The organism is Tenacibaculum mesophilum (genome assembly GCF_003867075.1).
GTDB lineage: Bacteria > Bacteroidota > Bacteroidia > Flavobacteriales > Flavobacteriaceae > Polaribacter > Polaribacter mesophilus.
Genome location: NZ_CP032544.1, coordinates 1,041,872 through 1,056,413 on the forward strand (window position 1 = coordinate 1,041,872; position 14,542 = coordinate 1,056,413).

A 14,542-nucleotide genomic window follows, 5' to 3' on the forward strand; every position below is an offset into this window, starting at 1 on the left:
GATACGACTGCCATTACCAGTAGCTGTATTGCAAATCGAATCTCTAAATTATACTTTTTCATTTGTCTAATTTTATTGATTTTTTATACGGCAATATTACTACTGTTTTGTAGTTTTCAGTTTACCTAACTTAAAACTTATTGTTAATTAAATACGCTCTTTTGTTTGTTTATTTTAAAGTTATTATTAATTATCTGATATGTTTGGATGTAACCATTTTCTGGCTTTTTCTAAGGGTATATTTTTTCGCTCTGCAAAATCTCTTACTTGATCGTCTGTTATTTTACCTAACCCGAAGTACCTAGCTTCTTCATTGGCAAAATAATATCCTGAAACGGCCGCTGCTGGCCACATGGCTAAACTTTCTGTTAAACTTACTCCTATGTTCTCTTCTACCTGTAAAAGCTGCCAAATTGTTTCTTTTTCTAGATGATCTGGGCATGCAGGATACCCAGGTGCAGGACGAATTCCTTTGTACGCTTCTTTTATCAATTCATCATTCGTTAAGTTTTCTTCGGATGCATAGCCCCAGTGTTTCGTTCTTACTCTATGATGCAAATATTCTGCAAAAGCTTCAGCAAAACGATCGGCAATGGCTTGTGCCATAATTGCATTGTAATCGTCGTGATTTTCTTTGTATTGTAATGCCAATTCATCAGCGCCAAAAATGGCGGTACAGAAAGCTCCTATATAATCCGTTTTATCTGTTTCTTTGGGCGCAATAAAATCTGCTAAAGCAAAACTTGGTTTTCCTTCACGTTTTTTTAATTGCTGACGTAAGGTTCTAAATATGGCGACTTCTTTTCCTTTCTTTTGAACTGAAATATCGTCGTCGTTAATAGAGTTTGCCTCAAACAAACCAAAAATAGCTTTGGGCTTTAATGCTTGTTTTTCTATGATTTGTTGCAACATCTTTTGAGCATCTGCAAACAAATTGGTTGCCTCTTCTCCTACTACTTCATCTTCTAAAATATCAGGAAACTTTCCGTGTAAATCCCACGAGCGGAAAAACGGACTCCAATCAAAATATGGTACCAAATCTTTTAAACTTACTTGCTCTAGCTTTTGTACTCCTAATTCTTTTGGTTTAGTAATGTTAGTAGTCTCCCAATCTATTCTGAATTTTCGCTCTCTAGCTTCCTCAATTGGTATGTAGTGCTTCTGTTTTCCTCGTTTTAAGAATTTATCTCGAAACTCTTCGTAATCTTTCTTCAACTTGGCAACATACTCGTTTGAGGTTTCTTTACTCAATAAATCTCCTACTACGGTTACTGCTCTTGATGCATCGTTTACATGCACCACTGCATTTTTATACTGCGTATCAATTTTTACAGCGGTATGTGCTTTCGAGGTTGTTGCTCCACCAATCAATAAAGGAATCTCCAAGTTTTGGCGTTCCATTTCTTTGGCTAAATACACCATTTCATCCAACGAAGGCGTTATCAATCCGCTTAAACCAATCGCATCTACGTTCTCCTTTTTAGCAGTTTCAATAATCTTCTCTGGCGGAACCATGACTCCTAAATCGACAATCTCATAATTGTTACAGCCTAATACTACGGATACAATGTTCTTACCAATATCATGCACATCTCCTTTTACTGTTGCCATCAATATCTTTCCGATAGCTTGTTGCTCCTCGCTTTTCTCTGCTTCAATAAAAGGATTCAAATAGGCTACGGCTTTCTTCATTACTCGGGCAGATTTTACTACTTGTGGTAGAAACATTTTTCCAGCACCAAACAAATCTCCAACTACATTCATCCCTGTCATTAAATGACCTTCAATAACTTGTAAAGGTCTTTCAACACTCAAACGCGCTTCTTCTGCATCTTCTTCAATAAAAGCATCTATTCCTTTTACTAAAGAGTGTGTTATACGGTCTTGTAGCGGTAAACTTCTCCATTCTAAAACCTGCTTACTGCTTTCTTTTTTTGTTCCTTTTACCGTTTCAGCAAATTCTAATAAGCGTTCTGTAGCATCGTCTCTTCTATCTAAAACAACATCTTCAATATGCTCTAGTAAATCCTTTGGAATATCATCGTAGACTTCTAACATCGTCGGATTCACAATTCCCATATTCATTCCTGCTTTGATAGCATAGTACAGGAATACCGAATGCATCGCTTCACGAACGACATTATTTCCTCTAAAAGAAAATGATACGTTACTTACTCCACCACTTACACTTACATGTGGTAAGTTTTCGCGTACCCAACGGGTAGCCTCTATAAAATCCAATGCATTTTTTCGGTGCTCTTCCATCCCCGTAGCTACAGGAAAGATGTTTAAATCTAAAATGATATCTTCTGGCGGAAAACCGACAATCTCGGTTAATATATTATACGAACGCTCTGCAATTTCAATCCTTCGTTCATAGGTATCGGCTTGTCCTACTTCATCAAAAGCCATGATAATTACAGCAGCTCCGTACCGTTTTATCTGAGTTGCTTCCCAAATAAATTTTTCTTCACCTTCTTTTAAAGAAATAGAGTTTACAACCGATTTACCTTGTACTACCTGTAATCCAGCTTCGATGATTTCCCATTTAGAACTATCAATCATAATAGGAACTCTGGCAATATCAGGTTCAGAAGCTATTAAGTTTAAAAAGCGTACCATTGCTTCTTTTCCTTCTATCAAACCATCATCCATATTAATGTCGATGATTTGTGCTCCTCCATCCACTTGATGACGCGCAATCGCTAAGGCTTCGTCGAACTTTTCTTCTTTAATCAATCGAAGAAATTTACGTGATCCTGCTACGTTTGTGCGCTCCCCTACATTGATAAAATTACTTTCGGGTGTTATAATTAACGGTTCTAACCCCGATAATTTCATGTATCTTCTTTCCTCACTCATCTACTAACTATTTTGTCCTGCTGCAACAAATTCAGCTTTTCGTGGTTTGTATTTCGCTGCTATTGCTGCGATAGCTGAAATATGTTTTGGCGTGGTACCACAGCATCCTCCTATAATGTTGATTAAGTTTTTCTTTAAATATTCTTCTATTTGCTCCGCTGTTTCTTCTGGAGTTTCGTCATACTCTCCAAAGGCATTCGGTAATCCGGCATTTGGATGTGCAGAAATGGCAAACTCTGTTTTAGAAGCAATCGCTTCTAAGTGTGGTTGTAATAAATTAGCCCCTAAAGCACAATTAAAACCTACGGATAACAACGGAATATGAGAGATGGAAATTAAAAACGCCTCGGCTGTTTGTCCCGACAAGGTTCTACCTGAAGCATCGGTAATGGTTCCAGAAACCATGATAGGTACTTCTATATTACGCTCAGCTTTTACCTCTTCAATGGCAAATAAAGCTGCTTTGGCATTTAGGGTATCAAATACGGTTTCTACCAACAAAATATCTGAACCACCATCAATTAAGGCTTCTACTTGTTGCTTGTAGGCAATACGTAACTCTTCGAAAGTAACTGCTCTGTATCCCGGATCGTTTACATCAGGTGACATACTTGCGGTACGGTTGGTAGGCCCGATAGAACCTGCTACAAAACGAGGTTTATGTGGTTCTTTCGCTGTAAATTCATCGGCCACCTCTTTGGCTATTCTAGCAGACTCGTAATTTAACTCGTATACCAACTCTTCCATTTGGTAGTCTGCCATGGCAATGGTAGTTCCTGAAAAGGTGTTGGTTTCTACAATGTCTGCTCCTGCCGCAAAGTATTTTCTATGTACTTCTTTTACGGCTTCGGGTTGCGTAATGGACAACAAATCATTGTTTCCTTGCAACGGTGTTGGGTAGTCTTTAAAACGTTCTCCACGAAAATCTTCTTCAGTAAATTTATATTCCTGAAGCATGGTTCCCATAGCGCCATCGAGCACAAGGATTCGTTTTTGTATTTCTTGATAAATGTTTGACATTCCTGATATTTAGTGTAATGTTATCAGGAAAAGAGGAAGTAAAATTCTTTTCGTTATCTCTCTGCCGAAGCAGTAGAATGTAGCACCTTCTTTGTTTGCACAAAGGGTTGCTAAGGTTTCAAAGGGTCTATTCCCTCCACCTTTCTTGATAACATCAATATGTTAATAAACGGGACAAAGTTATAGTATTATTTTTAGTTACTAAAAAAAATGAATACTTTTATTAAGTAGATATTTAAATATTTTTTCTAGCTTATAGATATCTCTATCTTTTTTAACATTTTAAGTTGAAATTTATAGCCTTATGGACCACAAATAATAATGGCTAATTTTCCATATTATCTCATTGTTTTTGATTGATTAGATATAAACTGTCTAATTACAATATTTTCTAAACAAGCTATTCGAGTAAGTATAACTCCTCCATCCATTTCCAAATAACAAATCCTTGTTTTTCACTATCATTATCTGAATGGGAGCTTTAATTACTTTTTATTCAGGCTATTTACATGCATTACAACACATTAATCAATATACTTTTGTAAAAGATGTTTGCTATATAGCCATAGAGGTAATTATTAAAAGTATTTTAATTCAAAAAAAATCCTACTCTAACAGAGTGCTAACATAAATAAATATTAATATCTTATTATTCTAGTTAATATTTATCATCGTTTCATATAAACGTTGAAAAACTAAAAAGCTCAAATTGTAAAAACAATTTGAGCTTTTTCACTAATCTCTATAGTTGTCTTAAAACAGTTCTTCTACTTCAATAATTAAATCATTAATGAAGTTTTCTGCTTTCTTAATATCATTATGTAGTACTCTGTCATCATTTACTAAAGGTACATCTTCTCTAAACATTCCTACAAAAGAAGATAAAAACTCAGAAGTATTCTCTTCTCTAAAAGAAAGTCCTTGAGAAGCATTCATTAACTCTATTGCTAGTACAGAACATACATTATCTACTACTTTTTTTGCTTTCACAGCTGCATTGGCTCCCATGCTTACATGATCTTCTTGTCCATTACTAGACACAATAGAATCTACACTAGAAGGAGTACAAAATTGTTTATTTCCACTCACAATACTTGCAGCTGTATATTGTGGAATCATAAACCCACTATTTAAACCTGGGTTCGATACCAAAAAGTCAGGTAGCCCTCTTAAACCAGAAACTAATTGATAGGTTCTTCTTTCAGAAATATTTCCTAATTCTGCAACAGCAATTGCTAAATAATCTAAAGCTAGGGCTAGTGGCTGGCCATGGAAGTTTCCTCCTGAAACAATAATATCTTCATCAACAAATATGTTTGGGTTATCTGTTACTGAATTTATTTCTGTTATGAATGTTTTCTTTACAAACTCTAACGTGTCTTTTGTTGCACCATGAACTTGTGGCATACATCTAAAAGAATAAGGATCTTGTACGTGCTCTTTTGGTTGCTTGATTAATTCACTTCCTTCTAATACTTCTTTAATACGTTTAGCTGTAGCTAACTGTCCGTTATGTGGGCGCACTAAATGAATCAACTCATTAAAAGGCTCAATTCTTCCATCAAAAGCTTCTAAAGAAATTGCACCAATAACATCTGCTAAATAAGAAAGTTTATAAGCCTTTAATAAATTATATACACCATATGCACTCATAAATTGAGTTCCATTTAACAATGCTAATCCTTCTTTAGACTGTAAATTAATTTTCTTCCAACCAAATTTTTCTTTTAAAACATCTCCTGAAACTCGTTCTCCTTCAACATACACTTCTCCCAATCCTATCAATGGTAAAGAAAGATGTGCTAATGGTGCTAAATCACCAGATGCTCCTAACGAACCTTGTGTATATACAACAGGTAAAATGTCTTTATTATAAAACTCAATCAAACGCTCAACAGTGGCCAACTGTACACCAGAATGACCATAACTTAATGATTGTATTTTAAGCAACAACATTAACTTTACAATTTTTTGAGGAACTTCATCTCCAGTTCCACAAGCATGACTCATTACTAAGTTTTCTTGAAGTTGTTGTAAATTATCTCCATTAATTTTGACGTTACATAACGAACCAAATCCTGTGTTAATTCCATAAATAGGATCGTTATGAGTTTTCATTTTCTCATCAAGGTAAGCACGACATTTTAATATCTTTTCTTTTGATTCTTCTGATAAAGAAAGTTTTTTATCTAGTAATACAATACTATGAATATCTTCTAAACCAAGTGGTTGGGAATTTATTATATGTGTAGTATTCATTTTAATATTTTTATGGTGTACAAATAACCAAAAAAAAGAGAAAACTTCAAGCTGATTTTTTATAAAAAATAGAACTAAGTTTAAATAAAATGTTAATTTCTTTGATAAAAAAGTTAAAAAAAGTAACTTCGGCGGCTTAAACACCGTTATTCTCACTAAACATTAAAGAATGAAAAAACTAGTACTTTTAGCCCTCATAGGAGTTACCATAATTTCATGTAAAAAGGAAGAAAAACCTGTTAAAGACTACTTGGTTTTAACTGGTAAAATTGATAACCTTAAAAAAAGAACTGTTACCTTAAATGGTTTTCAATTTGAAAAGAAAATAAAATTTGACAGAAAGACTGGTTCTTTTGTTGATACTCTTAAAATTGATAGAGAAGGCTATTACACCTTGGTTTACAATACAAAACCTATTAAAGCTATCAACTTATATTTAACAAAGACAGATGATACAGGTATTGTATTTGATTACGACAACCCAGATTTTATTAATTTTGAAGGTGCAAACAAAAAAATAAATAGCTATCTTCATGAAAAACAAAAAACTTGGCCTGAAATACTTGTTAGTGCTAATCAATATTTTGCCTTAGAAGAAGGTGAGTTTTTAGCAAAAACTAATGAATATAAAGATGCTGTAACTGAAGCATCTATTTCTAAACAATTGCCTGCTGATTTCTTAAAAAAGGAAGTCAAAAATATTGACTATGAATGTTTAAGAAACCTTTATAATTATCAAGATTATCACAGAACATTAACTGGAAATAAAGACTTTGAAGTTTCAGATGATTTCCCTAACCCATTAGAAAGCTTTAACTATAGTGGAGGTGATTATGCTTCTTCATATTTCTACAGAGCAATGTTAGAAACTGAACTTCAAAGGATTGCTAAGGAGAAAAATAAGGAAGGGGAAGATTTACCCTTAACTTATTTAGAAACAGTTCAAACTGAAGTTACCGATACGATTGCAAAAAATGATTTATTATACAATAGCGCTGAAAGCAGTATTACATACACTAGTGACTTAAAAGAGTTTTATAGAAAGTTTATGGCATACTCTACAAATAAAGCACATAAAAAAGAGATTACTAAAGATTATGAACTATTAAAAACCACTGCTAAAGGACAACCTGCTCCTAAGTTTAAAGACTATGTAAACTATGATGGTGGCACAACTTCTTTAGATGATTTATTAGGCCACGGAAAGTACTTATACATTGATGTTTGGGCTACTTGGTGTGCTTATTGTAAAAGAGAAATTCCTTTATTAAAGCGATTAGAGCAAGAGTACCACGGTAAAAATATTGAGTTTGTAAGTATTAATGTTGATGCCAAAGGAAATGATGAAAAATGGAAGGAAGTTATCCAAGATAGAGAAATGACTGGTATACAGTTAATGGCTGGAGATAGTCACTTAAATTTAGAATGGGCTCAAAACTTCTTAATTAAAGGTTTACCAAGGTTTATCATTATTGACCCTGACGGTAATATTGTAAGTCCAAATGCTCCTGCCCCATCACAAGGAGAAAAATTAATCAATATGTTTGAGGAATTAGGAATATAAATCATTTGTCTTATCTTATAAATAGTAGTACAAGATTAATCAACATCGAAGGTAGTAATTTAAAATTACTACCTTTTGTTTTTATACGATTCAGTCAGAACAGAATCATACTTTGTTTAAATTTATGACTTACCTTTAATTCATATTTTTGATTAGGCATAAATAAATTATTCGAACAATGATGGACTTTTGCTACTATAAATTTTTATTGCTTTTTCTCACTAACTTCCTTTTTCTTTCTACAGAGGTACCCTTAATAAAAAAATCAAACAAATCACATTAGATGTAGCCAGAAATATTGTCCAAATTTCTCTCCCTTCCCCTTCATCCTTACCTCTATAAAACCCTAAAACATATATTAGAATAAGGAAAACTGGTATTGTTAAATTAAAGTAGTTACTATATGCCCAGTTCTCGCTATCAGTATCTGTAAAACCTGATGTAAAACCAAAACAAGTAAGTCATTTATAAATCTAGAAATATATTTAGAAGGTTTTGGCTTTCTTCCAATAGGCTAAACACCAAAGATAAGCCACATAACTATCTATTATTACATAAAGAAAAGGGAGAATTCATAGGTTTACCAACACAGTAAATTCCTATTGAAATAGTTAAGTTAGATAAAAGTATACAATTATATTGGTAATAAAAAACTACTGTTGAATATGGATTACCATTAATAGATTTGTTAAAAGGTTTGTCGGTTTTTCTATAAAGATAGATTTACAAAAACAGAAGTAAGGCTTTGGAAAAAGTTAAGAAACAGACAAATTAATCATTTTTATTGATCTTAATAGACGCATTACTATGAGTTAATAACTAAATATAAATATTTCCCTCCTAAACAGAAACTTTTAGAATTAAAATATACAATTAAGACATTGTCTTTCTACATTTAGAAGAAAAATCAAAGATTACGCTGAAAATAAATTAACTCTCTGGATTTATTTTATTCAAGTCTAATTTTGAGAATTCAGTAAAAAAACTTGCTAATTGATATTAGTTTTGCTGTCAAATCTCTTCTAAATAGACGAGAGTCTCAAAATCTAACAGAAGAATATTCGACAACAAAACTAGATTAATTACTCAGGTCCAGGCCCTAAACAAAGCCATCTTTCATGATTATAATCATAGATATGATTGTGGTTTTCACAATCATTACCCCACGCATCGTATGGATCATGTTCACCTCCTGAAATTTGTTTTAATTGCTCTTGGTTTAAAGCTTTTCCAAGATTTAAAATTGATTTTTTCATAATAATAATTTAAAATTTAATAAACTCTTGATCATTTTAAGACACTCAAGATTTATGTCTATTTTTCACGAAAAAATATTTTTTACGTTTTATTATAGATTTTAATCAAGCAATAAAACCTATCTCTATTTACTTACGACTAAAAGTTATTACACATAACAATACTTTTATAATAAAATCTTTGTTATAAGGAAAAAAATAAAAAGAGAAAATTTTAAGAATACAATAGCAATCTTTTAATACATAAAACAATTTTTTTCTTTTCTATTTAGCACGAAAAAACAAAAAAAACAAAACAACACAAAAAAATTAACAAATATTTTTAAAAAATTTATGTATTTTAACAAAAAAAGAAGTTTATTCGGAGTCTTTTTTTTTAAACAAATTCCTTCTAGTAAACATTTATATATTAATCTAAAAAAAATGAGATATAATGATTCATATTCTCATTAGGATATAATAAAAACTGAATTAAAGTTAAATTTCACAATATTGAATAATTGATAATTAAAACCTATTATCTCCATCTAAAATATTTCCTAAACCTCCTAAAACACTTCCTTCTCCTCTATCACCTTTTCCAGTTTGTGGAGCCATAGCCAACACTCTACCTGCTAACCTACTAAATGGTAATGATTGGATATATACAGTTCCAGGACCTCTCAGCTTTGCAAAGAACAATCCTTCTCCTCCAAAAATGGTATTCTTTATACCTCCTACAAATTCAACATCATAATCAACGTCTTGAGTAAAACCAACAATACAGCCTGTATCTACTTTTAAAACTTCTCCTGGTTGTAATACCTTTTTTGCCATTGTACCACCTGCATGCACAAAGCCTATACCATCGCCTTCCATTTTTTGCATAATAAATCCTTCTCCTCCAAACAACCCTCTTCCTAAGCGTTTTGAAAACTCAATTCCGATAGATACCCCTTTAGCTGCACATAAAAAAGCATCTTTTTGACAAATAAACTTCCCTCCAAATTCTGTTAAATCAATTGGAATTATTTTTCCTGGATAAGGGGAAGCAAAAGAAACTTGTTTTTTTCCTTGACCATCATTGGTAAAAACCGTCATAAACAGGCTTTCACCTGTTAAGATTCGTTTTCCTGCAGAAAAAATTTTCCCTAACAATCCTTTTTCTTGATTTGAACCGTCTCCAAAAATTGTGTTCATTTTCACATCAGCATCCATCATCATAAAACTACCACTTTCAGCAACTACTCCTTCTTGCGGGTCTAATTCTATTTCTACATACTGCATTTCTTCTCCAAAAATGCGATAATCTATTTCGTGTGCATTCATAATTTTTTGTTTTTATATTTATAAGAAGAGTTTTTTACTGTTTTGTTACAAAAGATTCATTTTCGCTTAATACTTTTAACACTTTTAAAGCCTTAAAAGTCACTTCTTTTCTTTCTCTACTAAAAAACTTCATATCAAAATTCTTTTTTGGAACTACATTTGTAGCAAAGAAATAAGCATTTTTTTTAACTAAAACATAGCCTACAAACCAACCATTATTTTCTTCACCTCTTACTGACCAACCTGTTTTACCTCTCAATACATACTGATTGCTTTTATGCATTATCATCATACTTTTCATGATACTATCGGTACGCTCACTAATAAGTAACTCTGAATTATGTAATCGTTTTAAAAAGTCTATTTGTTGAAATTGATTAATCTTAGATTTACCTTCTAACCAGAAATTATCTAAAGTCATTTCATTTACATCCATTGAACCAAAATTCAACTTTGCTAAACTAGATTTCATTCTTTCAACTCCAATTTTTCTAGCTACCTCTTGGTAACATGGAACGCAAGAGTAGTGAAAAGCTTCTTTAAACGTTAAATCTTGCTCCCAAATCTTTAGATACCTAGATTCTCCGTTCCATTTAAAGATTGCGCTATCATTTTTTACGACTCCAGCTTCTAAAGCAATGATAGAATTCGGAATTTTAAATGTTGACGCTGGTAAATTTCCTGTTTTACACCAATCAAAATTATTAGAATAATACACATCTTTATGCAAATCATAAACTAATATAGCTCCTTCTAACTTTGCTATATCAAGTACCCCTTGAAACTGATTATTAACTAAAAACTTTGTTTCAACTTTCTCTTTTTTACTCTCTTCTTCACTCTTACAAGAAAATAGCAGTACTATAATTATAAAAATATAATTAAACCTCACCACAAAACTAATTTTTAACCTTTAAACTCCATTCATATTCAAATTTTGAAACAGAAACCTCTTCTTCGTTAAAACCTTCTGAAGTAACAGTTATTGTTTGCCCTTCACCTGTATCAATTGCTTTTTGTATTGTTTCTCTTATTAATTTACCATCGTTACATTCAAAACGTATTTTCCCTGTAGCCTTTTTAGTAAAAGTTCCATTCATATTAGTAACCAGCATAGAAATTTTTTTATTCGAAGCATCTATTTCTTTCATTACCAAAATACCTGTAGATAATTCTGATGCCATTCCTTGTACTGCCCAAAACATTGATTTAAATGGATTTTGATTTACCCATTTGTGGGTTACTTTAACCACTGCTCTGTCGTTAGTAAGCGACTTTAATCGCACTCCAGTAAAAAAAGCTGAGGGTAACTTAAATAATAAAAAGGCATTAACTTTTCTTGGTGTAAACTTCATTTTTTCAGTATTTACAAGCAATGTACAGCTTTTTATTTAATTATATCGTTTCATTTAAATGTTAAATTTTGTTAATTTTTAGTACTATGTATTGCATAATACCTTTTAAAAGATATATATTTGCATTGTAAAGTATTATATAAATCGTTTCACTATGCAACACAACAACCAAAATACCAATGCTTTTTTAATACATATTTCTGCTTTTGCAGGGTATTTATTTCCTTTAGGAAGTATTATCACCCCACTTATATTATGGCAAACTTTAAAAGAACGAAGTACTTTTTTAGATGAACATGGTAAAGAGGCCGTTAATTTTAACATCAGTTATAGTTTATACATTTTTATACTAGGCCTTTCTTTTATTCCTTTTTTCTTCGGAAGAATTTTCAACGGATTTGATGGTATAGATATCGACTTTGGTGGACATCATGGACATGGAGGATTGTTTGGTATTTTTGGATTCGCTTCTGTCGTAAGTATTGTCGCTCTTATTAAAGTAGCGCTAATAATTATAGCAGCCATGAAAGCTAATAAAGGTGAAATGTATAAATATCCACTTACAATAAAATTTATAAAATAACCCATAAACCGCATTACATGAAGATAGAAAACACAAAAGCACAAATGCGTAAGGGAGTTTTAGAGTACTGTATCTTATCTATTTTACAAAAAGGAGATGCATACACCTCTGAAATACTCTCAAATCTTAAAAGTGCTGAAATGATTGTGGTTGAAGGAACCATATATCCGTTACTTACCCGCTTAAAAAATGCAGGATTATTAAGTTACAGATGGGAAGAATCAACCTCTGGACCTCCAAGAAAATATTACGTACTCACAGAAAATGGCGGAATGTTCTTGAAAGAATTAGACAAAACATGGCATAATTTAGTAAACGCAGTAAACCAAGTAACAAGTACAAAATCAACTAAAGATGAATAAGACAATAAATATAAACCTGGGCGGATTTTTCTTCCACATAGATGAAACTGCCTATCAGAAATTAAAACGATACTTAGATGCCATCGCTCGTTCGTTAAGCGATGATCCGCAAGGGAAAAATGAAATTATAGCAGATATAGAAGCTCGTATTAGTGAGTTATTATCTGAAAGAATTACCGATGCTCGTCAAGTAGTAAATGAAAGCGACATTGAAGAAATTATTGCTATCATGGGGCAGCCTGAAGACTATGCGGAAGCTGAAGAAGGGTATAGCGAAAATACTTCTTACAACTATAAGAGAAATACTTCAAACAAAAAAATGTTTAGAGATGGTGATGATAAGTTTTTAGGAGGAGTATGTTCTGGACTTGGACACTATTTTAATATTGATGTTGTTTGGATTCGTTTAGCTTTCCTTATTTTAACATTAGCAGGATTTGGTTTTGGAATTATAGGATATATCATTTTATGGGTTATCCTTCCAGAAGCGAAAACTACTTCAGAAAAGTTACAGATGGAGGGTGAAGCTGTAAATATTGACAATATTGAAAAAAAAATTCGTAATGAGTTTGAAAACCTTTCTTCAAAGGTAAAGGAAGGCGCCCATGATTTATCGGATAAAATTTCAAATGCTGATTATCAAAAACTACGTAACCAAACTAAATCTGGTTTTCAGGATTTCATAGACACTATGGGTAAAATTTTACTAGCCGTATTCAAAGTGTTTGGTAAATTCATGGGCGTTTTATTAATATTTATCGCTGGTATTACAATCATTTCATTGCTACTAACCTTATTTTCTGTAGGAAGCTTAGAAATCTTAAATTTTGATGGAGACATGATTCACTACCCTCCTTTCTTTTATGATTCGGCTATGCCTAAATGGTTGTTAATGACATTTGTATTTTTCTTAATAGGAATTCCTTTTGTTGTCCTATTTATTTTAGGATTACGAATTTTATCTCCTAATGTTAAAAGACTTGGTATTGCAACAGTTTTAACATTATTCGGGCTTTGGTTAGTATCTTTATTAGCAATCGGATTCTCTGGTATTGAATATTTTACCACACATGCTTACGATGGTGCACATGTTTCAAAACATAGTATTACCTACAATCAAGAAGAGCCTTTAAAAATACGAGTAGTAAACGATGATAATATTTACTATCAACATAGTTTGCGTAATAGAGATAATTCAGTATCTGTTCATATAAATGATAAAGAAATGAAATACTCTAACGATATAAATATCGATGTCCGTAAAAGTGAAACTGGTAATGCTTATATAGAAATAAAGAAAACTTCTGAAGGAAGAAAGCGAAATGATGCCAACAGTAATGCAGAAGCTATTCAGTACAACTTTAAAACAGCAAACAATACTATTGTTTTTGATGCCTTTTTTATTAGCGAATACAAGAACATGTGGAAAGATGAAGAAATTGATGCTGTTTTATACATTCCTGAAGGAACAACTATATACTTTGAAGGTTCGTCTCGTAACTTTTTAGATGATGTAAAAAACGTCCAAAATGTATACGACCGTGATATGGCCAACCATCATTTTAAAATGACTTCTAAAGGCTTTAACTGTTTAGATTGTGATGAAGAAGATATTAATAATGAAGATTCTGACGATTGGGATTCTGATAATGATGATGAGGTAAGCTTCTTATTTGACAGCACAATTAATGATACAAAAGCTGAATTTATTATCTCAAAGAAAACTACTGAAAGTGAACTTAACAAATTAATCAACTGGTTTAAAGATCGTAAAAACATAGATATTGATATTGTTAGCGCTAAATTTAATAATGATAAAACAATTGATAATATAGTTTTAGGAATTGATTGTAACGACGGATATGTAGGTGGTATTAAAGTTTCAAACGGTACATTAGATACTATATCAAAAGGATTCCGTAGACTGTATAATGAAGAAGGAGCTTTAAGCTTTAAAACTTGGTAAATGCATA

General features: G+C 32.0%; 11 protein-coding genes and 1 riboswitch. Of the genes, 4 read left to right on the forward strand and 7 right to left on the reverse strand.

Annotated elements, in window-relative coordinates:
- Positions 1–186: 186 nt before the first annotated feature.
- From metH to hutH, 3 genes are all read right to left on the reverse strand, one after another.
- Complete coding sequence (metH, locus tag D6200_RS04815; protein ID WP_073183033.1) at positions 187–2,862, reverse strand: methionine synthase; 2,676 nt, start codon at positions 2,860–2,862, stop codon at positions 187–189.
- Positions 2,863–2,865: 3 nt separating this feature from the next.
- The gene (locus D6200_RS04820; protein WP_047789458.1) at positions 2,866–3,882 is read right to left on the reverse strand and encodes a homocysteine S-methyltransferase family protein; all 1,017 of its coding nucleotides are present in this window, start codon (positions 3,880–3,882) and stop codon (positions 2,866–2,868) included.
- Between the two features lie 50 nt (positions 3,883–3,932).
- A riboswitch (SAM riboswitch) is annotated at positions 3,933–4,037 on the reverse strand.
- 598 nt (positions 4,038–4,635) lie between these two features.
- Complete coding sequence (gene hutH / locus D6200_RS04825; protein WP_047789579.1) at positions 4,636–6,141, reverse strand: histidine ammonia-lyase; 1,506 nt, start codon at positions 6,139–6,141, stop codon at positions 4,636–4,638.
- Between the two features lie 169 nt (positions 6,142–6,310).
- Here hutH and D6200_RS04830 point away from each other — a divergent pair, with 169 nt between their 5' ends.
- Positions 6,311–7,705: a TlpA family protein disulfide reductase gene (locus D6200_RS04830; protein WP_047789457.1), complete on the forward strand. Its 1,395-nt coding sequence runs from the start codon at positions 6,311–6,313 to the stop codon at positions 7,703–7,705.
- Positions 7,706–8,787: 1,082 nt separating this feature from the next.
- On the opposite strand, the gene D6200_RS04835 is transcribed toward D6200_RS04830, so the two are convergent.
- From D6200_RS04835 to D6200_RS04850, 4 genes are all read right to left on the reverse strand, one after another.
- The gene (locus D6200_RS04835) at positions 8,788–8,961 is read right to left on the reverse strand and encodes a grasp-with-spasm system A modified peptide (protein ID WP_125064375.1); all 174 of its coding nucleotides are present in this window, start codon (positions 8,959–8,961) and stop codon (positions 8,788–8,790) included.
- Positions 8,962–9,468: 507 nt separating this feature from the next.
- Positions 9,469–10,269: a TIGR00266 family protein gene (locus D6200_RS04840; protein ID WP_073183035.1), complete on the reverse strand. Its 801-nt coding sequence runs from the start codon at positions 10,267–10,269 to the stop codon at positions 9,469–9,471.
- A 34-nt stretch (positions 10,270–10,303) separates the two neighbouring features.
- Complete coding sequence (gene blaOXA, locus D6200_RS04845; RefSeq protein ID WP_073183037.1) at positions 10,304–11,161, reverse strand: class D beta-lactamase; 858 nt, start codon at positions 11,159–11,161, stop codon at positions 10,304–10,306.
- A 7-nt stretch (positions 11,162–11,168) separates the two neighbouring features.
- A complete protein-coding gene (locus D6200_RS04850; RefSeq protein ID WP_073183040.1) occupies positions 11,169–11,624 on the reverse strand; it encodes a DUF4442 domain-containing protein in 456 nt (151 codons plus the stop codon).
- Positions 11,625–11,778: 154 nt separating this feature from the next.
- Between D6200_RS04850 and D6200_RS04855 the strand changes: the two genes are divergently transcribed.
- Genes D6200_RS04855 through D6200_RS04865 form a run of 3 tightly spaced genes read left to right on the forward strand, consistent with a single transcriptional unit; the run spans position 11,779 to position 14,535 of the window.
- The gene (locus D6200_RS04855; RefSeq protein ID WP_073183042.1) at positions 11,779–12,207 is read left to right on the forward strand and encodes a DUF4870 domain-containing protein; all 429 of its coding nucleotides are present in this window, start codon (positions 11,779–11,781) and stop codon (positions 12,205–12,207) included.
- Between the two features lie 17 nt (positions 12,208–12,224).
- Complete coding sequence (locus D6200_RS04860; protein ID WP_047789417.1) at positions 12,225–12,569, forward strand: PadR family transcriptional regulator; 345 nt, start codon at positions 12,225–12,227, stop codon at positions 12,567–12,569.
- A complete protein-coding gene (locus D6200_RS04865) occupies positions 12,562–14,535 on the forward strand; it encodes a PspC domain-containing protein (protein ID WP_073183045.1) in 1,974 nt (657 codons plus the stop codon). Before D6200_RS04860 ends, D6200_RS04865 begins: the two co-directional genes overlap by 8 nt.
- Positions 14,536–14,542 lie beyond the last annotated feature (7 nt).

Coding starts and splice junctions, on each gene's coding strand:
- metH (WP_073183033.1), bottom strand. CDS start 2,862: ATGAGTGAGGAAAGAAGATACATGAAATTATCGGGGTTAGAACCGTTA.
- D6200_RS04820 (WP_047789458.1), bottom strand. CDS start 3,882: ATGTCAAACATTTATCAAGAAATACAAAAACGAATCCTTGTGCTCGAT.
- hutH (WP_047789579.1), bottom strand. CDS start 6,141: ATGAATACTACACATATAATAAATTCCCAACCACTTGGTTTAGAAGAT.
- D6200_RS04830 (WP_047789457.1), top strand. CDS start 6,311: ATGAAAAAACTAGTACTTTTAGCCCTCATAGGAGTTACCATAATTTCA.
- D6200_RS04835 (WP_125064375.1), bottom strand. CDS start 8,961: ATGAAAAAATCAATTTTAAATCTTGGAAAAGCTTTAAACCAAGAGCAA.
- D6200_RS04840 (WP_073183035.1), bottom strand. CDS start 10,269: ATGAATGCACACGAAATAGATTATCGCATTTTTGGAGAAGAAATGCAG.
- D6200_RS04850 (WP_073183040.1), bottom strand. CDS start 11,624: ATGAAGTTTACACCAAGAAAAGTTAATGCCTTTTTATTATTTAAGTTA.
- D6200_RS04855 (WP_073183042.1), top strand. CDS start 11,779: ATGCAACACAACAACCAAAATACCAATGCTTTTTTAATACATATTTCT.
- D6200_RS04860 (WP_047789417.1), top strand. CDS start 12,225: ATGAAGATAGAAAACACAAAAGCACAAATGCGTAAGGGAGTTTTAGAG.
- D6200_RS04865 (WP_073183045.1), top strand. CDS start 12,562: ATGAATAAGACAATAAATATAAACCTGGGCGGATTTTTCTTCCACATA.